23 protein-coding genes are annotated in these 22,990 nt (G+C 38.3%); 8 read left to right on the top strand and 15 right to left on the bottom strand.

What is annotated here, in order from left to right; all coding sequences use genetic code 11:
* Window positions 1–101: 101 nt before the first annotated feature.
* From rpsR to rpsF, 3 genes are read right to left on the bottom strand one after another with little or no spacing between them, the layout of a single operon-like run.
* On the bottom strand, window positions 102–338 hold the full coding sequence (gene rpsR / locus CH76_RS05040) for a 30S ribosomal protein S18 (protein WP_008408354.1): 237 nt from the start codon (window positions 336–338) through the stop codon (window positions 102–104).
* Window positions 339–373: 35 nt separating this feature from the next.
* The gene (gene ssb, locus CH76_RS05035; protein ID WP_036143818.1) at window positions 374–934 is read right to left on the bottom strand and encodes a single-stranded DNA-binding protein; all 561 of its coding nucleotides are present in this window, start codon (window positions 932–934) and stop codon (window positions 374–376) included.
* Window positions 935–970: 36 nt separating this feature from the next.
* Entirely contained in the window at window positions 971–1,261 is a 291-nt protein-coding gene (rpsF, locus tag CH76_RS05030; protein ID WP_036143807.1) for a 30S ribosomal protein S6, read from the bottom strand.
* A 141-nt stretch (window positions 1,262–1,402) separates the two neighbouring features.
* Between rpsF and CH76_RS05025 the strand changes: the two genes are divergently transcribed.
* A complete protein-coding gene (locus tag CH76_RS05025) occupies window positions 1,403–1,960 on the top strand; it encodes a DUF3267 domain-containing protein (protein WP_036143806.1) in 558 nt (185 codons plus the stop codon).
* 17 nt (window positions 1,961–1,977) lie between these two features.
* Here CH76_RS05025 and ychF read toward each other — a convergent pair whose 3' ends face one another.
* The 12 genes from ychF to rpmH form a co-directional block, all read right to left on the bottom strand.
* On the bottom strand, window positions 1,978–3,078 hold the full coding sequence (gene ychF / locus CH76_RS05020; RefSeq protein ID WP_036143803.1) for a redox-regulated ATPase YchF: 1,101 nt from the start codon (window positions 3,076–3,078) through the stop codon (window positions 1,978–1,980).
* Window positions 3,079–3,140: 62 nt separating this feature from the next.
* On the bottom strand, window positions 3,141–3,341 hold the full coding sequence (locus CH76_RS05015) for a DUF951 domain-containing protein (protein WP_036143801.1): 201 nt from the start codon (window positions 3,339–3,341) through the stop codon (window positions 3,141–3,143).
* A complete protein-coding gene (locus CH76_RS05010) occupies window positions 3,341–4,237 on the bottom strand; it encodes a mechanosensitive ion channel family protein (RefSeq protein WP_036143799.1) in 897 nt (298 codons plus the stop codon). The genes CH76_RS05015 and CH76_RS05010 overlap by 1 nt, the downstream gene beginning before the upstream one ends.
* Window positions 4,238–4,240: 3 nt before the next feature.
* Window positions 4,241–5,056: a ParB/RepB/Spo0J family partition protein gene (locus tag CH76_RS05005; RefSeq protein ID WP_081892628.1), complete on the bottom strand. Its 816-nt coding sequence runs from the start codon at window positions 5,054–5,056 to the stop codon at window positions 4,241–4,243.
* Between the two features lie 81 nt (window positions 5,057–5,137).
* Entirely contained in the window at window positions 5,138–6,010 is an 873-nt protein-coding gene (gene noc / locus CH76_RS05000) for a nucleoid occlusion protein (RefSeq protein ID WP_036143795.1), read from the bottom strand.
* Between the two features lie 76 nt (window positions 6,011–6,086).
* Complete coding sequence (gene rsmG, locus CH76_RS04995; RefSeq protein ID WP_036143793.1) at window positions 6,087–6,803, bottom strand: 16S rRNA (guanine(527)-N(7))-methyltransferase RsmG; 717 nt, start codon at window positions 6,801–6,803, stop codon at window positions 6,087–6,089.
* Window positions 6,804–6,869: 66 nt separating this feature from the next.
* Window positions 6,870–8,768 (bottom strand): tRNA uridine-5-carboxymethylaminomethyl(34) synthesis enzyme MnmG, encoded by a 1,899-nt coding sequence (gene mnmG, locus CH76_RS04990; RefSeq protein ID WP_036143791.1) that lies wholly within the window; start codon window positions 8,766–8,768, stop codon window positions 6,870–6,872.
* A 27-nt stretch (window positions 8,769–8,795) separates the two neighbouring features.
* Window positions 8,796–10,181 (bottom strand): tRNA uridine-5-carboxymethylaminomethyl(34) synthesis GTPase MnmE, encoded by a 1,386-nt coding sequence (gene mnmE / locus CH76_RS04985; protein WP_036143788.1) that lies wholly within the window; start codon window positions 10,179–10,181, stop codon window positions 8,796–8,798.
* Between the two features lie 168 nt (window positions 10,182–10,349).
* Window positions 10,350–11,039: an RNA-binding cell elongation regulator Jag/EloR gene (gene jag, locus CH76_RS04980; RefSeq protein WP_036143786.1), complete on the bottom strand. Its 690-nt coding sequence runs from the start codon at window positions 11,037–11,039 to the stop codon at window positions 10,350–10,352.
* 26 nt (window positions 11,040–11,065) lie between these two features.
* Window positions 11,066–11,794: a membrane protein insertase YidC gene (gene yidC, locus CH76_RS04975; RefSeq protein ID WP_369792363.1), complete on the bottom strand. Its 729-nt coding sequence runs from the start codon at window positions 11,792–11,794 to the stop codon at window positions 11,066–11,068.
* A gap of 150 nt (window positions 11,795–11,944) precedes the next feature.
* Window positions 11,945–12,301 carry a ribonuclease P protein component gene (rnpA, locus tag CH76_RS04970; RefSeq protein ID WP_036143782.1) on the bottom strand — a complete coding sequence of 119 codons (357 nt, stop codon included), beginning with the start codon at window positions 12,299–12,301 and terminating at the stop codon, window positions 11,945–11,947.
* Between the two features lie 82 nt (window positions 12,302–12,383).
* Window positions 12,384–12,518 carry a 50S ribosomal protein L34 gene (rpmH, locus tag CH76_RS04965; protein ID WP_036143781.1) on the bottom strand — a complete coding sequence of 45 codons (135 nt, stop codon included), beginning with the start codon at window positions 12,516–12,518 and terminating at the stop codon, window positions 12,384–12,386.
* 617 nt (window positions 12,519–13,135) lie between these two features.
* Between rpmH and dnaA the strand changes: the two genes are divergently transcribed.
* From dnaA to CH76_RS04930, 7 genes are all read left to right on the top strand, one after another.
* Entirely contained in the window at window positions 13,136–14,473 is a 1,338-nt protein-coding gene (gene dnaA, locus CH76_RS04960) for a chromosomal replication initiator protein DnaA (RefSeq protein WP_036143779.1), read from the top strand.
* 168 nt (window positions 14,474–14,641) lie between these two features.
* Window positions 14,642–15,775 carry a DNA polymerase III subunit beta gene (gene dnaN / locus CH76_RS04955; protein ID WP_036143777.1) on the top strand — a complete coding sequence of 378 codons (1,134 nt, stop codon included), beginning with the start codon at window positions 14,642–14,644 and terminating at the stop codon, window positions 15,773–15,775.
* Between the two features lie 134 nt (window positions 15,776–15,909).
* Window positions 15,910–16,131, top strand: coding sequence for a S4 domain-containing protein YaaA (gene yaaA / locus CH76_RS04950; RefSeq protein ID WP_036143775.1), 222 nt, complete (start codon window positions 15,910–15,912; stop codon window positions 16,129–16,131).
* Window positions 16,132–16,134: 3 nt separating this feature from the next.
* A complete protein-coding gene (gene recF / locus CH76_RS04945) occupies window positions 16,135–17,265 on the top strand; it encodes a DNA replication/repair protein RecF (protein ID WP_036143773.1) in 1,131 nt (376 codons plus the stop codon).
* Window positions 17,266–17,295: 30 nt separating this feature from the next.
* Complete coding sequence (gene gyrB / locus CH76_RS04940) at window positions 17,296–19,203, top strand: DNA topoisomerase (ATP-hydrolyzing) subunit B (RefSeq protein ID WP_200877330.1); 1,908 nt, start codon at window positions 17,296–17,298, stop codon at window positions 19,201–19,203.
* A 24-nt stretch (window positions 19,204–19,227) separates the two neighbouring features.
* Window positions 19,228–21,684 (top strand): DNA gyrase subunit A, encoded by a 2,457-nt coding sequence (gyrA, locus tag CH76_RS04935; RefSeq protein WP_036143771.1) that lies wholly within the window; start codon window positions 19,228–19,230, stop codon window positions 21,682–21,684.
* 103 nt (window positions 21,685–21,787) lie between these two features.
* Complete coding sequence (locus CH76_RS04930) at window positions 21,788–22,882, top strand: HD-GYP domain-containing protein (protein WP_235190352.1); 1,095 nt, start codon at window positions 21,788–21,790, stop codon at window positions 22,880–22,882.
* Window positions 22,883–22,990: the final 108 nt, after the last annotated feature.

Genomic DNA, 22,990 nt, shown 5'->3' with positions numbered 1-22,990 from the left:
CTTTGATTACAAACTTATTAGCTTATTGTACCATTTTATGATTACAAGAAACAAAAAAGCACTATCTGAAAGTAAAACCTTCAGATAGCGCTTCAATTGAATTATTTTTCTTCTGCAACGAATGGTAGTAATGCCATAATACGAGAAACTTTGATTGCAGATGTAAGTTTACGTTGGTATTTAGCAGATGTACCTGTTACGCGACGTGGTAAAATTTTACCGCGCTCAGAGATGAACTTTTTAAGTAAGTCAACATCTTTGTAGTCGATGTGCGTAATGTTATTCGAAGTGAAGTAGCAAACTTTACGGCGTTTGCGGCCTCCGCGACGTGGTGCCATAGTGTGTAGCCTCCTTTTCGATTTAGGGTAGACGATTAGAACGGTAAGTCGTCGTCTGACATGTCGACTGTACCGCCTGCATTGCCACTAGGGGCTGATGCAAATGGATCGTCGTTCATGTTTGTATAATTTTGCTGGTTCATTGGTGGTTGTTGTTGATATTGGTTTTGTTGCGGACGCTGTTGCGGCGCGGCATAACCTTGTTGTCCACCGTAATTTTGTTGTGGTGCAGCTGGTTGTGTTGGTGCAGTATACTGACCACCGCCACCAGTTGCGCCACGCGGCTCTAAAAATTGAATGCTGTCTGCTACAACTTCAGTCGTGTAAACACGTTTACCGTCTTTGTCATCATAGCTACCTGTTTGGATGCGTCCTTCCACACCCACCTGACTACCTTTACGCATAAAGTTAGCTAGGTTTTCTGCTTGTTTACGCCATGCCACACAGCTAATAAAGTCAGCTTCTTTTTCACCTTGTTGATTAGAAAAAGCACGATTTACTGCTACAGTAAAGCGAGCAACTGCAATGCCCGTTTGTGTGTAACGTAATTCAGGGTCTTTTGTTAATCGACCTACGAGAACAACATTATTAATCATACTAAGCAACCTCCCTTTCAGCAATTGTTGTTATTCTTATTTATCGTCTTCGCGTACTGCGATGTGACGAATGATATCTTCGCTAATGTTAGCTAAACGTGTGTACTCGTTGATAGCTTCTGCTGGCGCATTAACTTTCACGATTTGGTAGTAACCTTCACGGAAATCATTGATTTCGTAAGCTAGGCGACGTTTACCCCAGTCTTTTGACTCGATAACTTCTGCACCATTAGTTGTTAGGATTTCGTTGAAACGCTCTACTAACGCCTTTTTAGCTTCGTCTTCAATGCTTGGACGTACGATGTACATTAATTCGTATTTTCTCATCTGTTGGACACCTCCTTATGGACTTAGGCTCAAGTAATTACCTGAGCAAGGAGCAAGTAATAATTATTACTCACATCAATGAATTGTAACACAGTGATAGTTCATGTACAAGTGTTATACTGACCACAAGGAGGTTTTTATGTGAAGTTACTCGACACAATTGAGCTTACTATCGACGACGTAATGCGTGACAGTTTACGCATTACTGGCTTAACGCTTTTAACCTTCACTGTAGTGCATCTGTTCGTTCGTAGTGTCCCGCTTCAATTATCTTTACTTGCTATTTTAAAAGCCATCGCATTGACTACAATTTTATATGTAGTACTTATTATTGCACATGAAGCTTGCCATTTAATTGGCTTCATTCTCTTTGGTCGTGCACCGCTTACCTCGCTTAAATTCGGTTTAAACCTTGAGCTTGGTGTAGCCTATGCTACAACTACCAAATGTTTAAGTAATCGCGCAATGAAGGCTGCACTACTACTACCCTTTTGGCTAACAGCTGTGCTCCCAACCCTTATTGGTTTTTATTATGATAATTACCCGTTAATTTTCGTAGGCGCGTTACTCACAGGTGGTGCAGCAGGCGATTTCGAAATGTACCGTGGCTTACGCAAATTTCCAAACCACGTGTTAGTGAAAGACGATACCGAAAAACCTCGCTTATTTATTTATGAAAAAAGCGACGAGCCCACATGAGCTCGTCGCTTTATTTTTTATACGTTAAAACGGAATAACATAACATCGCCGTCTTGTACGATATACTCTTTACCTTCTAAACGAACTTTACCCGCTTCTTTTGCTGCTGGCATTGAGCCTGCTGCTACTAAATCATCATAGCTTACTGTTTCGGCACGAATAAAGCCGCGCTCAAAATCTGTATGGATAACGCCGGCACACTGTGGTGCTTTCATACCTTTACGGAATGTCCAAGCACGAACCTCTTGAACACCAGCTGTAAAGTAAGTTGCTAAACCTAATAAGTCGTATGAAGAACGGATTAATTGATCAAGACCTGACTCTTCAATACCTAGCTCCTCTAGGAACATAGCCTTCTCGTCATCCTCAAGCTCCGAAATTTCTTCCTCAATGCGTGCACAGATTGTAATTACTTGTGCGCCCTCAGCCTCCGCATACTCACGTACTTTTTTAACATACTCATTGTTAGCTGCATCAGCTACTTCATCCTCAGCTACGTTAGCTACATAAAGCATTGGCTTAATTGTTAATAAGTGTAGCCCCTTAACAATTTTCAGTTCGTCTTCTGTAAGCTCTACAGAACGCGCTGGTTTCTCTGCTTCTAGTGCTTCTTTAATTTTGCGTAGCACTGGTTCTTCAGTTAATGCTTCTTTATCTTTTTGACGTGTCAATTTTTCCACACGTTGGTAACGTTTTTCCACAGATTCTAAATCAGCTAAAATTAATTCTAGGTTAATTACTTCAATATCATCAATTGGATCTACCGCACCTGATACGTGTGTAATATTTTCGTCTACAAAGCAACGTACTACTTGGCAAATTGCGTCCACTTCACGAATGTGTGAAAGGAATTTGTTACCAAGTCCCTCACCTTTAGAAGCACCCTTAACAATACCTGCGATGTCTGTAAACTCAAATGCTGTTGGCACAGTTTTTTTAGGTTCTACTAATTCTGTTAATTTATCTAAACGTGCATCAGGTACTTCAACGATACCTACGTTAGGGTCAATCGTTGCGAATGGATAGTTTGCAGCTAATGCGCCTGCTTTTGTAATTGCGTTAAATAATGTTGATTTACCTACGTTAGGTAAACCTACGATCCCAGCTGTTAATGCCATGAAAGACACAACCTTCCTCATTTTCTAATCTGTACTATTATATTGATAACTACACTAAAAGTCTAATCGGCTTGTGGCGCTGCTACAATAACTTTTTTCATTTTCTTTTCAAACTCACGTCGCGGAATCATCACACTATGCTGACAGCCTTCACATTTAATACGAATATCAGCACCCATACGAATTATTTTCCACGCATTTACGCCGCAGGGATGTGGCTTTTTCATTTCTACCACATCATTTAAGTGAAACGCCTTCTCCATTACTCTGCCCCTCCTTTTCGGTTCATCGTATTTTGATCATACACCATCATTTTTGGGTATGGTAAATCAATATGATTGTCTTCAAATAACGTAATTAAATCTTTACGAATCATGCGAGCTACCCCGTAATGTTGTAATGGCAAGGTCTCTACAGAAATACGCCATGTCATTTCACCAACCCCCATATTTTGAACCCCAAGAAGCGTTGGCACAGTAACAATATTTTCATTTTTAGCAGGCAAGGTTTCCAAATAATGATGCACAATGCGCTCTGCCTTTTCGATATCAGCTGTATAACCTAAAGTAAAATCGATATTAGCAATGGAGTTGGACAGTGAATAGTTAATAACATCTGTTATCGCACCATTTGGGATGATATGCATTTCACCAAAGTTTCCTTTTACTTTAGTTGTGCGTAAACCAATCTCCATCACTGTACCTTCACGCCCACCCACTTGAATATAGTCACCCACACCAAATTGGTCTTCAAAAATAATAAAGAAACCTGTAATAACGTCCTTTACTAAACTTTGTGCACCAAAACCAATAGCTAGACCAGCGATACCAGCACCAGCCAACAGCCCGGCAATATTAATACCTACTGCTGATAAGGATGCCATAATGGCTGAAAAATAAACAACATAGGAAATAATACTTTGTAGTAAGCGCTCAATAGTTGTTCTACGGCGCTCTGTATGATTACCTGGTAAATTTGCACGAAAGCGAAATACCTTACGAATCACAAAACGTCCTACTTGCACAACAATCCATGCGAGTAAAATAATTAATGTAATACGGATACTTGCTTCAAAGACGTTATCCCATAATTCTTCGGACGTTACCTTATCCACAAAACGACGTGAAAACTGTCGCCACATTGATTCTAAAATATTCATGCCTTACTCATCTCCTAACAATAAATCCACAATGCGCTGTAAATCCGCAGGTGAATAAAAATCAATCTCTAGCGTACCCTTTTGCTTAGTCTTTTTAATTGTTACCTTGGTACCTAGTTGCTCTTGTAATTCATTTTCTAAAGCTTGCAGCTGTATTGACGGCTTAACTTTTACTTTTGGCGCTTGTTCCTGCACAAGGCGCTCCAATTGACGTACATTTAATTGTTTTTGCATCGCTACCTGTGCGAGTTGCTCAATTTTTACAGAAGATTTTACACCAGCTAACGCTCTACCATGTCCCATTGTTAGCTCACCGTTATCCACAAAGTTACGCACAACCTGTGGAAGCTTTAATAAACGTAAATGATTGGCAATATGCGGACGACTTTTACCTACTCGCTCAGCTAGTTGTTCTTGGGTAAAGCCTAAATGTTTAATCAATGCCTCATAAGCTTCTGCTTCTTCAATAGGTGTTAAATTTTCACGCTGTAAATTTTCGAGCAGTGCAAGCTCCATCATCTCACGTTCATTAAAATCCCGTACAATTACAGGTACCTCTTGCAAACCTGCTAATTGTGCTGCTCTAAAACGACGCTCACCTGCAACAATTTCATAATATCGATGATTTTTGCGTACAATAATTGGCTGCAAAATACCATGTATGCGGATGGAGCGCGATAGCTCTAGTAGTGCCTCCTCATCAAAATAACGACGCGGCTGAAAAGGATTAGGCTTCATTTGTCGACAACGAATCATCGTTATAGGATCCTCTGCCTTAACAGTATCCTCTACAAAAAAAGCGTTTGGTATACGTTTCATCGTATCACTCACAATTATCACCTCAATACTTGCTAGTTTAACAAAAAAATAAAGAGCATACGCAATGGTATGCCCCCTAAATTATTTTTTCTTTTTCGGAATTTTTACAGTGATTTGATAATACTCATCTGTATCTTCTTCCTCCGTTTTTACTTGTATACCGCTATCACTTACCATCGTTAACGATTGGCGAATTGTATTTAATGCAATTCGCACATCGCGGCTTACTACTTTACGCTTCGCCTTCTTTTTGCGCACTGGCGCATCCTCTTGATCGGGGTAAAGCATTGCTTGTACTTGCTCCTCTAACTGACGCACGTTCCAACCATTAGCAATTGTTTGCGCTAATAAAGTAAGCTGTAACTCCTCTGCCTTAGCGGTAATAATAGCACGCGCATGGCGCTCTGTAATTTGGCGTTCGAGTATAGCCTGTTGCACAGGCTGTGGTAGCTTTAATAAACGTAATTTATTTGCTACGGTTGATTGTCCCTTACCTAAGCGCTGTGCTAATGCTTCTTGCGTTAAGCCATGTAGCTCTAATAACTTCTGATAAGCTACGGCTTCTTCAATAGCTGTTAGCTCCTCACGCTGAAGGTTTTCGATTAATGCAACAGAGGCTGTTTCTTTATCATTCATCACACGTACAATAGCAGGCACTTGTTGCCACTGTAGCTTCTTCATTGCACGAAACCTACGCTCGCCCGCAATAATTTCGTATTGGTCATTGAGAGTGCTACGCACAACAATTGGCTGGATTACACCATGTGTATGAATCGTACGCGCAAGCTCATCAATTTTTTCCTCATCAAATATCGTTCGCGGTTGAAAACGGTTTGGTACAATGTTGTCGATTGTAATATGTACTACCTTCTCCGCCTCACTTACCGCTTCTTCCGTTTGTGGAGACTCTTCTTTACTATTGCCTCCAAAAAAACGTGAGAATGGGCTTCTCATCCAATTGGCACCACCTTTTATAAACTATCTCTTACTCTATTATTTCGGATAATCTCAAAAAAGTACATCGTCTCTTTTATTGAATTGGTGTTTTGTTGGGTGTCCCTGGCTTACGTGGGTACTTCTTAGGTGTCGACTTCACTTTGTCAAAAACATATAGCGTGCGTTCACTTTCCTCAACAGGCAAAACAAATTCGTAAGAATCCACAAGTTTTGTCCCCAGTGTGTGGATAGCTTTTTTTGCATCCTTTAATTCTTCAGGACCTGCTGCTGCTTTTAACGCGACAAATTGACCGCCTTCACGTGCAATTGGTACACATAGCTCAGCTAGCACTGACAAACGTGCAACAGCACGTGCAGTAACTACATCAAACGTTTCACGGTACTTTTTATTTTGTCCAAACTCTTCGGCACGAGCATGTACAAAATTAGTATTATATAAGCCCAGCTCTTCGCTTAAATGATTTAAAAAAGTAATGCGCTTATTTAAAGAGTCCACAATAGTTACTTCAAGATGTGGATAACAAATTTTAATGGGTAGGCTTGGGAAACCTGCACCTGCGCCCACATCGCAAACTGTAGTCACCTTTGTAAAATCAAAATAAAATGCTGCACTAATTGAATCATAAAAATGCTTTAAATAAACCTCAGCCTCTTCTGTAATCGCAGTGAGATTCATTTTTTCATTCCACTCTACTAATAGCTCAAAATATTTTTTAAACTGCGCAATCTGTGTATCGTTGAGTTCGATACCTTTAGCGCGTAATGCCTCAACAAATTGTTGTTCGTTCATGCTATTTCTCCTTTAAAAATAGATGACGAGCTACTACTAATTAGCGCTCGCCATCGTTATATTTTATTATGCTTGTAATTTAGCGATTTTACCTTGCTCTAAGTAAACTAATAAAATCGAAATATCCGCAGGATTTACACCTGAGATACGTGAAGCCTGTGCTAATGTTAATGGCATAACTTCTTTTAATTGTTGTTTAGCCTCTGTAGCCAAACCTGAAATTGCATCGTAATCAATATTTTCAGGGATTTTTTTACCTTCCATTTTGTGAAGCTTTTCAACTTCATTTAATGCCTTAGAAATATAACCCTCATATTTTAATTGAATCTCGATTTGTTCCTTTACTTCTTCAGACAATGTATTGTCTGCTAGCTCTGGGATAAGTGAAGCTACTACATCATAATGCATCTCAGGGCGCTTTAATAAATCTGAGCCACGGATACCGTCGCGTAACGCTGTACCACCAGCTGCAATAATAGCGGCTTGCGTTGTTTCGTTTGGTTTAACAAAAACTGTACGTAATTTCTCAATCTCATCCGCTACTTGTTGGCGCTTTTCGACAAACTTATCATAGCGCTCTTGAGGAATCATACCAATCTCATATGCTTTTTCTAGTAAACGCATATCTGCATTATCATGACGTAATAACAAGCGGTACTCTGCACGTGATGTTAACAGGCGGTATGGCTCGCTTGTTCCTTTTGTTACAAGGTCATCAACTAATACACCAATATAAGCTTCAGAACGGCTTAAAATAAGTTCTGGCTTACCAAGTAAACTAGCTGCGGCATTAATACCTGCCATTAAGCCTTGTGCTGCCGCTTCTTCATAACCTGATGTACCATTAATTTGACCAGCTGTGTAAAGGTTTTTCACTTTTTTTGTTTCTAACGTTGGCCATAGTTGTGTAGGCACTACTGCGTCATACTCAATCGCATAACCTGCACGCATCATTTCTGCTTTTTCTAAGCCTGGTACTGATGCAATTAAACGATGTTGTACATGCTCAGGTAAGCTTGTTGATAAGCCTTGTACATAAACTTCACGCGTATTACGACCTTCTGGCTCTAAAAAGATTTGATGACGTGGCTTGTCATTAAAACGTACAATTTTGTCCTCAATTGATGGACAATAACGTGGACCCTTGCCTTTAATCATACCTGAGTACATTGGTGATAGATGAAGGTTTTCTTCAATAATCTCATGTGTCTCTGGGCTTGTATATGTTAACCAGCATGGTAGTTGGTCCATAATAAACTCTGTTGTCTCATAGCTAAATGCGCGTGGCACATCATCACCTGGTTGAATCTCTGTTTTACTATAATCAATTGTACGATTGTTAACACGCGGTGGTGTACCCGTTTTAAAGCGCACCATATCAAAACCTAAGTTTTTAATACTATCGGCTAGTTTAATTGATGGCTGCTGGTTATTAGGCCCACTTGAGTACTTAATATCCCCAATAATAATTTCACCACGTAAAAATGTACCTGTTGTAATGATTACTTTTTTAGCGCGATAAATTGCACCAATCTGCGTAATTACACCTTGTACCTCATCACCTTCAACGATTAACTCCTCAACCATTGCTTGGTGAATTTTTAAATTTTCTTGTTCTTCTAACATGCGTTTAATCTCTTGTTGGTAAAGCACTTTATCCGCTTGCGCACGCAATGCACGTACGGCTGGCCCCTTACCTGTGTTAAGCATACGCATTTGAATATGTGTACGGTCAATGACTTGAGCCATTAAACCACCCAACACATCAATTTCGCGTACTACAATCCCTTTTGCTGGACCTCCAATAGATGGATTACATGGCATAAAAGCAATCATATCTAAATTTATTGTTAGCATTAAAGTGTTGGCACCCATTTTAGCTGAAGCATAAGCTGCCTCTGCTCCTGCGTGACCTGCACCAATTACGATGACATCAAACGTGCCTGCCTCAAATTGTGTTGGCATGCTCGTATCTTCCCTTCTTTATTCGGATTATTTTCCTAAACAAAACTGTGAAAACAGTTGATTGATTAAGCTCTCTTGTACGGTATCCCCAATAATCTCACCAAGGATTTCCCACGTACGTGTTACATCTATTTGCACCATGTCTACTGGTACGCCAGCCTCTGCACCATGAATAGCCTCTTCTACAGCTTCTTTCGCTTGATGCAATAAGGCAATATGACGTGCATTTGACACATATGTTAAATCACCAGACTCTACGTTACCTTCAAAGAATAGTGCTGCAATCGCTTCTTCTAACTCAATCACACCCTGCTCCTCTAGTAATGAAGTTGTTACAATACGATGATTGCCAGCTAAAACTTGCACCTCATTCATATCGATTTGTTGCGGTAAATCTGTTTTATTGACAACAACGATATAATCCATTGCTTCAATTGTTTCAAATAAGCGACGATCTTCGTCACCTAACGGCTCTGCCCCATTGACCATAAATAAAATCAAATCAGCTTCGCGTAGTACTTGGCGTGATCGTTCAACACCAATTCGTTCTACAATATCTTCTGTCTCACGAATACCTGCTGTATCTACTAAACGAAGCGGTACGCCACGCACGTTTACGTACTCCTCTATAATATCACGAGTTGTACCTGCGATATCAGTTACAATGGCTTTATTTTCTTGTACAAGGCTGTTTAAAAGTGACGATTTCCCAACATTAGGTCGTCCTAAAATTACTGTCGAAAGCCCTTCACGTAAAATTTTACCTTGCGAAGACGTTTGTAATAGCTTATCTATCTCTTGGCTTACCCAGCCACATTTTTCGAGCAACACAGGTACTGTCATTTCTTCTACATCATCATACTCTGGGTAATCAATATTCACTTCGACTTGCGCTAATGTCTCTAATAAAGCTTGGCGTAAATCACCAATTAAACGTGATAACTTACCATCCATTTGGTTAAGCGCAACATTCATTGCACGGTCTGTTTTAGCACGAATTAAATCCATTACAGCCTCAGCTTGTGATAAATCAATACGTCCATTTAAAAAAGCACGTTTCGTAAATTCGCCTGGCTCCGCTAAACGCGCACCATTTGTTAATACGAGCTTTAATACACGATTTACTGATGTTAAACCGCCATGGCAATTGATTTCCACTACGTCTTCTCGTGTAAATGTGCGAGGTGCACGCATCAGTGATAGCATTACTTCTTCCACAACCTCATCGGTTTTTGGCTCAATTAAATGACCATAATGAATCGTGTGTGTTGTTTGTTGAGCTAATTGTTTATTATTAGGTGCACGAAAAACACGATCTGCTATTTCTACAGCTTTATCACCACTAAGACGAACGATGGCAATAGCTCCTTCACCCATAGGCGTAGAGATAGCTGCAATTGTATCCATATACATTAAAATACCTCCTAATTAAAGTTATCCACACTGTGTATAACCACTTGCCGTTCTTAACTTCCTAATTTCTTAGAGTAGCATAACTGCTCATAAATCTAAAGTGTTGCGAAACGAACAGTAGCCCAATAAAAAATGCCGACAGTCCATGGACGGTGTCGGCATCTCTCATTACAATTTTTTAACGGCTAAGTAGCGCTTCGGCTCTTTTCCTTCTGAATACGTTTCAACATCTAAGCGATGAGCAAGTGCATTATGCAAAATCTTACGTTCATTAGAAGGCATAGGCTCAAATTTATGCGTATTGCCTGTATCAGCAACACGATCTGCTGTACGAGCCGCTAGTTGTTGTAGCGACTCCTTACGCTTCTCACGATAATTTCCTACATCCACTAAAGCTGTTTTAAATTGCTTTACCTCTTGATTAAGCATCAGTTGTGCTAATTGTTGTAGCGCATTTAGTGTTTGACCACGCTTGCCAATAATAAGTGCCGCCTTTTCACTTTCAATTTGAAAGTAAACTTGCTTGCCCTTTTCTCGAACTTCCACAGTAGTGTCTTCAGCACCCATTTCTATAGCAATACGCTGTAGATACTTACCAACTTCAAGCAATGGATCAACTAATACTTCTACTACTTCAGGTTCCACTTCTATTACTTCTTCAATCGGTTGCGCAGCAACTGGTGCTTCCTCTATAAGAGTTACACGTATTTCGGCTGGACGTGTGCCAAAGCCTAAAAAGCCTTTTTTACCTTCTTGCAAAATTTCAAGATTTACTCGTTCACGGGCAACGCCAAGCTTTTGTAACGCTAATGAGATCGCTTCTTCTGTCGTAGCGCCTATTTGCGTAATCTGTTTCACTTATTTCGCTCCTCCTGTAGTACAAGTTACTTGTCTTCTTTTCTCCAAGGCTTGTAAATAAATAAGTTTTGCACAAATGTGAATAAGTTACCAATAACCCAATATAGTGAAAGGGCTGCTGGTAATACCATACCAAAACCAATAATCATTAATGGCATAATATATAACATCATTTTCATTTGAGGATTAGAGTTATTCATAGCTGGTCCAGTAAATAACACAATGTACTGGATTAAACCTGCAGTAATTGCAAGCACGATACTTGGTTCCGCTAGTGGGAACATAAAGAAGCTACCTAAAGGGAAAGCATCTGGTGTTGCATTCATTCGGCTAATCGCATGATAGAAACCAATTAAAATTGGCATCTGTACTAAAATCGGTAGACAGCCTGCTAATGGATTAACGCCTGATTCTGACATCAGCTTCATCATTTCTTGCTGATATTTTTGTTGTGTTTCTTGATCTTTAGAAGCATATTTCTTTTTTAATTCTTCCATTTTAGGTTGAATTTCTTGCATTTGTTTAGCGCTCTTCGTTTGTTTAATCATTAGAGGTAAAATTGCTAAACGAATAATGATCGTTACAATAATAATCCCCCATGCGTAAGAGCCGAGTAAATCTGCAAAGTATTTAATTACTGAAACGAGTGGCCAAACAATAAACTCGTTCCAAAACCCTTTGCTATCTGCTGAGATTGGTTCTTTAAATTCTGTACAACCTGAAAGTACAACAGTTGCAGCAATCAATGTCAGCATTATCCAAAGTCGTTTTTTCAAACCGCTTCCTCCTACTTAAATCTATTACTTATTATTGTTCGAGGTTATTCTATCATGTTTTGTAAGGTTTACTCCACTATCAATAGAGATTTACTCGTTTAATTGCTTTTATACTAAAACGCCACATAATTAGCTTTTATTTTTTTCAGGTGCTAATACTTTTGCGATGCGTAAAACATGCATTAGGCTTTTCTTTACTTCATGAAAATTCATATTGGACGCTGGATTTCTAGCGATAATAACATAGTCCGTATGTGGTTTTAAACCATCGTTTATTTCTAAGATACTTTGACGAATATAGCGCTTAATTTGATTACGTTTGACGGCATTACCAAGTTTTTTACTAACAGACAAACCAACACGGTAAGTTTCTGTTTCTTCATTTGGTAACACATAAACTACAAACTGGCGATTCGCAAATGATTTTCCTTTTTTAAAAACCTTTTGAAAATCCTTTTCCTTCTTAACTCGTTGACGCTTATTCATTTTTTCACCTACTTAAACAATTAAAAGACCCATTCAGTGCGCTAATTTTCGAAAAAAAAGACCACTGATTGGGTCAGTGGACTTATGCTGATAATACTTTTCTTCCTTTACGACGACGAGCAGCTAATACGCGACGACCGTTTTTAGAACTCATACGTGCGCGGAAACCGTGTACTCGGCTGTGCTTACGTGTTTTTGGTTGGTAAGTACGTTTCATTTATATACACCTCCAGATGAAGTTATTTTCTACATACAGACCTATGCATTATATATAATTATAAGCCATTTTGTCAAATCTTAATTTCTTAACGGCATTTATAAGGAAGTAATACTGGATTAATTTATGTTACTACCACCAAACTAGCTTTCCTCAAGCATTCCAAGAGGAGGTTATACCATAGCAAAAATAATCTATTAACGCTTCCTCAATTCAAAACAAATTACCATTTTTCTATGGTAAAATTAGATTTCTGTTCTTCTTTTTAGTTATCCCCAGTTTTCTACCTTTTCTGTTTCTAACTCTGTGAATATTTTCTTCCCACGTAATTATTCATTTCTGACTTATTTACAGCTTGTACACATACTCATAGGCTGTTGATAACTTTATCACCACCTTGGATAAGGTTGTGGATAACCCTTTTAAACCTTGTAGTAGCAATGTTTATCTGCTATAATGCAATTGTTGTCAATTTTTATAAATAAAATTATCCACAGTCATCAACAGGTTGTGGATAACGTTGTCCATAGCACTGGATAAGAGTTATCCACAGGTTGTGATTTCTGTGTACATCTTTGTTATTTCACTTTAAATTTTCATGAAAGGAGCCAAAAAAATTGGATAATATCGAACAATTTTGGGATAGTGTACTTGCTCAAATTGAACAAAAAATTGCTAAGCCTAGTTTTGAAGCTTGGCTTAAATCTACAAAAGCAATTCATTTTGATGGTAGTGCTATTGTTGTCGCTGTTCCAAATGAATTTGTATGCACTTGGTTAGAGCGCAATTACACTGTGTTAATTGAAGAAGTATTAAAACAGCTCACCAATCAAAATATGGCCGTTCAATTTATTATTCAAGAAGATAATGAGGCTGTTGTTTTACCTCCAATCAAAACACAATCGCCTAAAGCCATTGCGCCTACAGATATAAATGGCATGTTAAATCCTAAGTATACGTTTGATACGTTTGTTATTGGCTCTGGTAACCGCTTTGCTCATGCAGCATCATTGGCCGTTGCAGAAGCCCCTGCTAAAGCGTACAATCCCTTCTTTATTTATGGAGGCGTTGGATTGGGTAAGACGCATCTCATGCATGCGATAGGTCATTATGTCATTGAGCATAATCCCTCCGCTAAAGTTGTCTATTTATCATCCGAAAAATTTACAAACGAATTTATTTATTCCATTCGTGATAATAAAACTATTGATTTTAGAGATAAGTATCGCAATGTAGATGTACTATTAATTGATGATATTCAATTTTTAGCTGGTAAAGAATCCACACAAGAGGAATTCTTCCATACATTTAATGCATTACATGAGGAAGCTAAACAAATCATTATTTCTAGCGACCGCCCACCAAAAGAAATCCCTACACTTGAAGATCGCTTACGTTCACGATTTGAATGGGGATTAATTACTGATATTGCGCCACCTGATTTAGAAACACGTATTGCAATTCTTAGTAAGAAAGCTAAAGCAGATGGCTTAGATATTCCTGATGATGTTATGGTGTATATTGCGAATGAAATTGATTCAAACATTCGAGAACTTGAGGGTGCATTAATACGAGTGGTTGCCTATGCCTCATTGGCTAATCTAGACATTTCTCTTGAGGTAGCCAGTAGCGCATTAAAAGATATTATGCCTACTGGGAAGCAGCGTGTTGTCACTATTCTTGATATTAAGCATGTTGTAGGGGAGTATTATTCTATTCAACTAGAAGATTTCTCTGCAAAAAAACGTACACAATCAATTGCTTATCCTAGACAAATTGCTATGTATCTTTCGCGTGAACTAACTGATTTTTCATTGCCTAAAATCGGTAATGAGTTTGGTGGACGAGATCATACTACAGTGCTTCATGCACATGAAAAAATTTCGAATCTCGTTAAAGTTGATAAACAATTACAACAAGAAATTCAACAAATCAAAAGTTCATTAGGTAAATAGCTTGTTGATAACTTAAAGAGTTTCACACATCTTTATTCACATGTTATTAACACCAGTAATGTTGATGTAGCGCTGTTTTTATATAGTTATCCACAAATCCACAGCCCTTACTATTAATATTACTTAATTTATTAATAAATATATTAAAATAAGTGAGGTATAACACAAATGAAATTTACAATTTTGAAGGATCATTTAACGAATGCATTAAACGATGTTTTGAAAGCTGTTAATACAAAAACAACAATGCCTATTTTAACGGGTGTAAAAATTGAAGTAACAAATGAGGGTGTTAACTTAACAGGTAGTGATAGCGATGTTACTATTCAAACATTTATCCCAACAGAAATTGATGCAACAGAGATTGTTGAAATCGAACAAACAGGTGCTGTTGTTTTACAAGCGCGTATGTTAAATGAAATTGTGCGCAAGTTGCCTACTAACAAGGTTGAAATTGAATTAGCTGATGGCGTTCAAACTTACATTCGTTCAGGTAAATCTGTATTTCATTTAATCGCAACAGATGCAACAGAGTATCCATTATTACCAGAACTAAGCCAAGACAATCAATTTACAGTCCCAGCAAATATTTTAAAGGCTATTATTCGTAAAACAGTATTTGCTGTTGCTTTAACCGAAAGTCGCCCTGTATTAACAGGTGTGAGCTGGCAAATTGAAGGCAATGACTTAACATGTATTGCAACGGATAGTCATCGTCTTGCGCGTTATAAAACAAAGCTAGAGCAAGAAATGGGTTCTTATAATGTTGTAATTCCAGGTAAAAGCTTAAATGAGCTATCTAAAATTTTAGATGATGCTGCAGAGCCTGTACAAATTGTTATTACTCAACAACAAGTATTATTTAAAGCGAAGAATATGCTATTCTTCTCTCGTTTACTTGAAGGAAATTATCCTGATACGTCTCGTTTGATTCCTTCAGACTTCCAAACGAATATTACATTAAACGGCCGTGAATTGTTCCAAGCAATTGACCGTGCATCATTACTAGCACGTACAAACAGTAATAATGTGGTACGCTTAACAACAATCAATAACGGAGCAGTCGAAATTTCATCCAATTCTCCTGAGATTGGTCAAGTTCAAGAAGAAATCTCACTTCAGTCATTAGATGGCGAAGCGTTAAAAATATCTTTTAGTGCGAAGTACATGATGGAAGCATTGAAAGCAATTGATGATGACGAGATGTTAATTCAGTTTACAGGCGCGATGCGTCCCTTCATTTTGCGTCCCGCTGCAGATGATACAAACTTACAATTAATTTTACCTGTACGTACAAGTTAAATAATAAATTAGAAGCGCTCTCTTCCATTAGGGGCGCTTTTTTTGCTTAAATGTTATAATAGTATTAAGTCTAAGTTATCAGCATTAGTGTTATGATAGTAGAATATGATTTTATTTATTGGAGGCGTTAGCACGTGGAAGAAATTAGAATAGATAGTGAGTTTGTAACCTTAGGACAACTCCTTAAAATGACAGATGCGATTAGCTCTGGTGGTATGGCAAAATGGTTTTTACAAGAGAACCAAGTATATGTGAACGGTGAGGTAGATGATCGTCGTGGACGTAAGTTACGTGATGGTGATGTCGTAAATATTCCTGGAGCAGGTCGCTTTAAAGTAATGCAGCGCGAGGCATAATTTATGTATATCGAAAATATCGAGCTACAGCATTATCGTAATTATGAGAGCTTGTCGTTAACATTTTCCCCTAAAATTAATGTTTTCATTGGCGAAAATGCTCAAGGTAAAACAAATGTGATGGAAGCTATTTATGCACTTGCTATGACTAAATCACATCGTACAAGCAATGACAAAGAATTAATTGCTTGGGAGCAAGAGCATGCGCGTATAGAAGGCACAGTACATCGTAAGTATGGAAGCTTTCCCTTACAATTAATTGTTACAAAACAAGGGAAAAAAACTAAAGTAAATCATTTATTACAAGGTAAGCTGAGCGACTATATTGGACAGATGAATGTTGTAATGTTTGCGCCTGAAGATTTACATGTTGTTAAAGGCTCACCACAATTTCGAAGACGTTTTATTGACGTAGAGATTGGGCAAATCTCGCCTACTTATTTACATGAGCTGATGCAATTTAATAAAATTTTAAAACAGCGTAATCAGTTTTTAAAAGATGCTAAATATAAAAAACTGGACCCCATTTTATTAGATGTGTATACAGAGCAATATGTATTGTCAGCAGCAGAAATTATACATCGTAGATTTTTGTTTATGACCCTTTTGCAAACTTGGGCAGCACATATTCATACAAGTATTTCGCAAGGTAAGGAAACGCTTGTTATTAAATATAAGACCGAAAAGGAAATTACAGCTGAATCGACGGTAGCGGAGATTGCAGCTGTTTTAACCGCACGTCTCAATGAGATGAAGCAACGTGAGTTTGATCGTGGTGTTACATTGATAGGTCCACATCGTGATGATTTGCAGTTTTTTGTGAATGATTATGATGTTCAAACTTATGGCTCACAAGGACAACAACGCACAACAGCATTGTCCCTAAAGCTTGCAGAAATTGAGTTAATAAAGCAAGAGACACAAGAGGCGCCTATATTATTGCTTGATGATGTTTTATCAGAGCTTGATGACTATCGCCAATCGCACCTATTAAATACAATTAAGGGTGAGGTGCAAACCTTTGTTACGACAACAAGTGTAGAGGGTATTGAGCATGCAACCATTAGAGAAGCAAAAATGTTCCATGTGGAACGAGGCACCGTAACGGAAGATAAAAGTTTGAAAGAGGAGTAGGTGAACGCGTTGGCTAATGAAGATAAAATAATGCCAGTAGAGGCGTATGATGCTGAGCAGATACAAGTACTTGAGGGTCTAGAGGCAGTTCGAAAAAGACCAGGTATGTATATTGGGTCGACAAGCTCAAAAGGCTTGCACCATTTAGTATGGGAAATTGTTGATAATAGTATAGATGAGGCCTTAGCGGGCTATTGTAATAATATTGTTGTAACTATTGAAAAAGATAACTGGATTCGCGTAGAAGATGATGGACGTGGTATTCCTGTAAGTAATCAAGAGAAGATGGGTAAGCCAGCAGTAGAAGTTATTATGACCGTATTACACGCAGGTGGTAAGTTTGGTGGAGGCGGCTATAAAGTTTCAGGTGGTTTGCATGGTGTAGGTGCTTCTGTAGTAAATGCATTATCAGAGCAAACTATTGTACATGTAAAACGTGATGGCGAAATACATGAGATTATTTTTGCACAAGGCGATACTATCCAACCTTTACATGTGATTGGTACAACAACTGAAACAGGTACTACAGTGCGCTTTAAAGCTGACCCAACAATCTTTACTGAAACAACAGAATATGAGTTTGATATTTTAGCGCAACGTGTACGTGAGCTGGCTTATTTAAATCGTGGTATTTATTTAACAATTGCTGATGAGCGTGAAGGTATTGAGCAATCTATTACGTATCACTACGAAGGCGGTATTACATCATATGTGGAGCACTTGAACGAAGAAAAGAGCCCATTACATGAGCCGATTGATATTTATAATGATCGTGATGGCATTACAGTAGAAATCGCTATGCAATACAATGCAGGTTATGCTTCTAATATTATTTCATTTGCTAATAATATTAATACGTATGAAGGTGGTACACATGAGTCTGGTTTTAAAACAGCTCTTACACGCGTAATTAATGACTATGGTCGTAAAAATAATATTTTAAAAGAAGCAGATGCTAATTTAACAGGTGATGATGTACGTGAAGGTTTAGTAGCAATCGTATCAATTAAGCACCCTGACCCACAATTTGAAGGACAAACGAAAACAAAGCTTGGTAACTCAGAGGTAACGCAAATTACTAGTTCATTATTCTCTGCGGGCTTTGAGCGCTTTATGCTTGAAAACCCTCGTGTGGCTCGTCAAATTGTAGATAAAGGGATTTTAGCATCACGTGCTCGTGTAGCAGCTAAAAAAGCACGTGAAACAACACGTCGTAAATCACCACTTGAGGTATCTAGCTTACCTGGTAAATTAGCAGACTGCTCGTCAGTAAAACCAAGCGAATCTGAAATTTACATCGTAGAGGGTGACTCGGCTGGTGGTTCAGCTAAATCAGGCCGTGATCGTTATTTCCAAGCAATTTTACCGTTACGAGGTAAAATCTTAAACGTTGAAAAAGCGCGTTTAGATCGTATTTTATCTAATGCCGAAATCCGTGCAATGATTACTGCATTTGGTACAGGTATTGGTGAAGATTTCAATTTAGAAAAAGCGCGTTACCATAAAATCGTAATAATGACTGATGCGGACGTCGATGGTGCACATATTCGTACACTATTGTTAACGTTCTTATTCCGCTTTATGCGACCTTTAATTGAAGCAGGCTATGTATATATTGCACAGCCACCACTTTACCAAGTCAAACAAGGTAAACATATTGAGTACTGTCATACAGATGAAGAACTACAAGAAATTTTAGAGCGCTTGCCTAAAGTGCCTAAGCCAAATATTTCTCGCTATAAAGGTCTTGGTGAAATGAACGCTGAGCAACTATGGGAAACTACGATGGACCCAGAGCACCGTACATTGCTACAAGTTAATTTAGATGATGCTGAAGCAGCAGACAGTGCATTTGATCGTTTAATGGGTGAAGAAGTAGAACCACGTCGCCAATTCATTGAAGAAAACGCAATCTACGTGAAAAACCTGGACTTCTAAACTTGAGAGGAGGTAACAAAGTCAATGGAAAGACAAAGTGTAAAAGGAATTAATATTACAGAAGAAATCGAAGACTCGTTTTTAAGCTATGCAATGAGTGTTATCGTCTCTCGTGCGTTACCAGATGTACGTGATGGTTTAAAACCCGTACATCGCCGTATTTTATATGGCATGAATGAATTAGGTAATACATCAGATAAACCACACAAAAAATCAGCGCGTATCGTTGGTGACGTAATGGGTAAGTTTCACCCTCATGGTGACTCTTCAATTTACGATGCGATGGTACGTATGGCACAAGACTTCAGTTACCGTTATATGCTAGTTGATGGGCATGGTAACTTTGGTTCGGTCGATGGTGATGGCGCAGCAGCTATGCGTTATACAGAGTCTCGTATGTCTAAAATCGCGATGGAAATGCTACGCGATATTAATAAAGACACGATTACGTATCAACCTAACTATGATGGTTTAGAAAAAGAACCAACTGTATTACCTAGTCGCTACCCTAACCTTTTAGTGAATGGTGCAGCAGGTATCGCAGTAGGGATGGCAACAAATATTCCACCACATAACTTAGGCGAAACAATTGATGCAGTGCTAGCATTAGCAGAGAATCCAGCAATCACAACAGAAGAGCTAATGACAATCATCCCAGGACCTGACTTTCCAACAGGCGGCTTAATTATGGGACGCAGTGGTATTCGTCGTGCGTACGAAACAGGACGTGGTTCGATTATTATTCGAGCTAAAGTAGAGATTGAACAAACTTCGAATGGTCGTGAAACAATCGTTGTTTCCGAGTTACCATACCAAGTAAATAAAGCGAAACTCATCGAAAAAATCGCTGAGCTTGTGCGTGAAAAGAAAATTGATGGTATTACCAAGCTTCAAGATGAGTCTGACCGTCGTGGTATGCGAATTATTATGGATATCCGTCGTGATGCTAATGCCAATGTAGTATTAAACAACCTATACAAACAAACGGCTATGCAATCAAGTTTTGGTGTTAATATGTTAGCTTTAGTAGATGGTCGACCTAAAGTGTTAGCTTTAAAAGAAGCACTTTATCACTATTTAGAGCACCAAAAGGTAGTTATTCGTCGTCGTACAGAGTTCGAACTGAAAAAAGCACAAGACCGCGCTCATATTTTAGAAGGCTTACGTATTGCGCTTGATCATATCGATGAAATTATTACAATTATTCGTGGCTCTCGCAATGGTGAGGAAGCTAAGCCAAAGCTAATTGACACATATGGCTTAAGCGAACGCCAGGCACAAGCTATTTTAGATATGCGCTTAGTACGTCTAAGTGGCTTAGAGCGTGAAAAAATAGAGAATGAATATAATGAGCTACAACAACTAATTGCTGAGTTAAAAGCGATTTTAGCAGATGACGGAAAAATCCTTGAAATCATCCGTGAAGAGATTTTAGAAATTAAGGAGCGTTATGGTGATGCACGACGTTCTGAAATTACAGCTGGCGGTGCTGCCTTTATTGAGGATGAAGATTTAATTCCTCAAGAAGATTCAGTAATCACCTTCACTAACAATGGTTATATTAAACGCTTAGCTACTAACACTTACCGTAGTCAAAAACGTGGTGGACGTGGTGTACAAGGTATGGGAACAAATGAAGATGACTTTGTAGAGCATTTATTATTTGCTTCTACGCATGACACTATTTTGTTCTTTACTACAAAAGGTAAGGTATTTAGAGCCAAGGGCTATGAAATTCCTGAGTACAGTCGTACAGCTAAGGGGCTACCAATTGTTAACTTACTAAACCTTGAAAAAGAAGAAAGTGTCACAGCTATGATTCGTGTACCTTCATTTGATGAGGATGCTTACTTTATCTTTACAACCAAAACAGGTGTAACAAAACGTACAGCTGTCTCAAACTTTGCCAATATCCGTACGAATGGTTTAATTGCTATTTCATTACGTGAAGATGACGAGTTAATGGCAGTACGTTTGACAGATGGTTCACAAGAAATTGTTATTGGTACACGTCAAGGTATGTTAATTCGCTTCCTAGAAACTGATATTCGTTCAATGGGGCGTACTGCGGCAGGCGTTCGTGGTATTCGATTACGCGAAGATGACCATGTTGTAGGTATGGAAATCATTGAATCAGATCAAGATATTTTAGTTGTAAGTGAAAAAGGATACGGTAAACGTACAAATGAAGACGAATATCGTACACAAACACGTGGTGGTATTGGTATTAAAACAATGCAAATTACGGATAAGACAGGGCCACTTGTAGCTGTTAAAGCTGTTACAGGCGAAGAAGATATTATGTTAATAACAGTTGAAGGTATGTTAATCCGTATGGATGTTAACGATATATCTACAATTGGACGTAATACACAAGGCGTTCGTTTAATTCGTTTAGCTGAAGAAGAGTATGTAGCAACTGTAGCTAAAGTGAAAAAAGACGAAGAAGAGCCTGAAGAAGTAGATGAAGTAGAAGAATAAGCTTTATTAATAGGAGGTGCTAACTAGCGCCTCCTATATTTTTTCGTCAAATTACCTAATCTTCATGGTAAACTATAGAAAAACCTAGGAAGGTGAGAGGACATTGGAAACAGAAGAAGCTTTACAACTAACATACGTACCCATTATGCAGTTGCGTGTAGGAGAACTTATAGCGGAAGATATTTTAGCTAATACTAAATTTCCTATTGTTGCAGAGAATACAAAGCTTACATATGAACACTTACATATATTCGAAGTTTTTAATATTACAGAAATCCCTGTTCTTCGTGCAGCTGGGGAAGCACTTGATATACCCCAAGAAGAATCTACTATTACAGTTGCAAAGCCAGAGCTTATTTTTAAACGTGTTTACGCAGAGTGTGTTGTACAATTTAAAAAAGAATTTAAGGCTTGGGAAGCTGGTGCTAAAGTAGATATGACCAAACTAAGAGGAATCTTATTGCCTCTTATTGAAATGGTATTAGATGATCGCACTATTATCTTTGATTTAAATGAGTATTCAGATCCTGGAGAGTATCTTTACCATCATTGTATTGCTACTGGTCTAATAACTGGAGTTATCGCTCAAAAATTAGGATATGATAGAGGGGTTACAATACAGTTGGCTATTGGCGGTACATTAGCAGATTCAGGTATGGCTAAAATCTCACCTAATATTCGTGAGAAAAAAGGTGCTTTGTCTGAAATGGAGTTTAATGAAATCCGAAAGCATCCTATATATAGCTATCAAATGATTAAGGATATTCCAGTATTAAAGCAATCTGTTAAAGCAGCTGTTTTCCAGCATCATGAACGTTTAGATGGTAGTGGCTACCCTACAAGTGAACGTGGCGAGCGTATTCCAATGGAAGCACAAATTATAGCTGTCGCAGATGTATTTCATGCTATGACGAGTGAAAGAGCCTATCGCGCGAAACAAGCATCATTTAAAGTGCTAGAGAAGATTAAAGAAGAAGAGTTTGGTAAATTTAATCTTAAAGTGACAGATGCCTTACTATCTGTAATCTCAGATTTATCAATAGGAAGTAGAGTGCTATTATCTAACTTAGAAAATGGCGAGGTGCTATATATTAACTCTAATGCTCCAACACGACCGCTTATTAAATTAAGCCGTACAGGTGAAATGATTGATTTACAAAGCTTAAGGCATCTTCATATTCAACATATATTACGATGATAGATGGCGCAAGAAGGCCTTTCTATAAGGCTTTCTTGCTTTTAATTATAAAAAATACGTATAAGTGTTGACATTAAATCATATAGCTGTTATTCTTATGTAAGTCGT

The sequence above is a fragment of the Lysinibacillus sp. BF-4 genome (genome assembly GCF_000743635.1).
Taxonomy (GTDB): Bacteria; Bacillota; Bacilli; order Bacillales_A; family Planococcaceae; genus Metalysinibacillus; species Metalysinibacillus saudimassiliensis.
Note: the sequence above shows the minus strand (reverse complement) of the source record. Positions and strands in the feature narration are given on the sequence as shown.

Excerpts from the sequence above, each read along its gene's own strand:
- rpsR (WP_008408354.1), bottom strand. The coding sequence starts at position 338 with ATGGCACCACGTCGCGGAGGCCGCAAACGCCGTAAAGTTTGCTACTTC.
- ssb (WP_036143818.1), bottom strand. The coding sequence starts at position 934 with ATGATTAATAATGTTGTTCTCGTAGGTCGATTAACAAAAGACCCTGAA.
- rpsF (WP_036143807.1), bottom strand. The coding sequence starts at position 1,261 with ATGAGAAAATACGAATTAATGTACATCGTACGTCCAAGCATTGAAGAC.
- ychF (WP_036143803.1), bottom strand. The coding sequence starts at position 3,078 with ATGGCATTAACAGCTGGGATCGTAGGTTTACCTAACGTAGGTAAATCA.
- CH76_RS05015 (WP_036143801.1), bottom strand. The coding sequence starts at position 3,341 with ATGGAGAAGGCGTTTCACTTAAATGATGTGGTAGAAATGAAAAAGCCA.
- CH76_RS05010 (WP_036143799.1), bottom strand. The coding sequence starts at position 4,237 with ATGAATATTTTAGAATCAATGTGGCGACAGTTTTCACGTCGTTTTGTG.
- CH76_RS05005 (WP_081892628.1), bottom strand. The coding sequence starts at position 5,056 with ATGAAACGTATACCAAACGCTTTTTTTGTAGAGGATACTGTTAAGGCA.
- noc (WP_036143795.1), bottom strand. The coding sequence starts at position 6,010 with ATGAGAAGCCCATTCTCACGTTTTTTTGGAGGCAATAGTAAAGAAGAG.
- rsmG (WP_036143793.1), bottom strand. The coding sequence starts at position 6,803 with ATGAACGAACAACAATTTGTTGAGGCATTACGCGCTAAAGGTATCGAA.
- mnmG (WP_036143791.1), bottom strand. The coding sequence starts at position 8,768 with ATGCCAACACAATTTGAGGCAGGCACGTTTGATGTCATCGTAATTGGT.
- mnmE (WP_036143788.1), bottom strand. The coding sequence starts at position 10,181 with ATGTATATGGATACAATTGCAGCTATCTCTACGCCTATGGGTGAAGGA.
- yidC (WP_369792363.1), bottom strand. The coding sequence starts at position 11,794 with ATGCTGACATTGATTGCTGCAACTGTTGTACTTTCAGGTTGTACAGAA.
- rnpA (WP_036143782.1), bottom strand. The coding sequence starts at position 12,301 with ATGAATAAGCGTCAACGAGTTAAGAAGGAAAAGGATTTTCAAAAGGTT.
- rpmH (WP_036143781.1), bottom strand. The coding sequence starts at position 12,518 with ATGAAACGTACTTACCAACCAAAAACACGTAAGCACAGCCGAGTACAC.
- dnaN (WP_036143777.1), top strand. The coding sequence starts at position 14,642 with ATGAAATTTACAATTTTGAAGGATCATTTAACGAATGCATTAAACGAT.
- recF (WP_036143773.1), top strand. The coding sequence starts at position 16,135 with ATGTATATCGAAAATATCGAGCTACAGCATTATCGTAATTATGAGAGC.
- gyrB (WP_200877330.1), top strand. The coding sequence starts at position 17,296 with ATGCCAGTAGAGGCGTATGATGCTGAGCAGATACAAGTACTTGAGGGT.
- gyrA (WP_036143771.1), top strand. The coding sequence starts at position 19,228 with ATGGAAAGACAAAGTGTAAAAGGAATTAATATTACAGAAGAAATCGAA.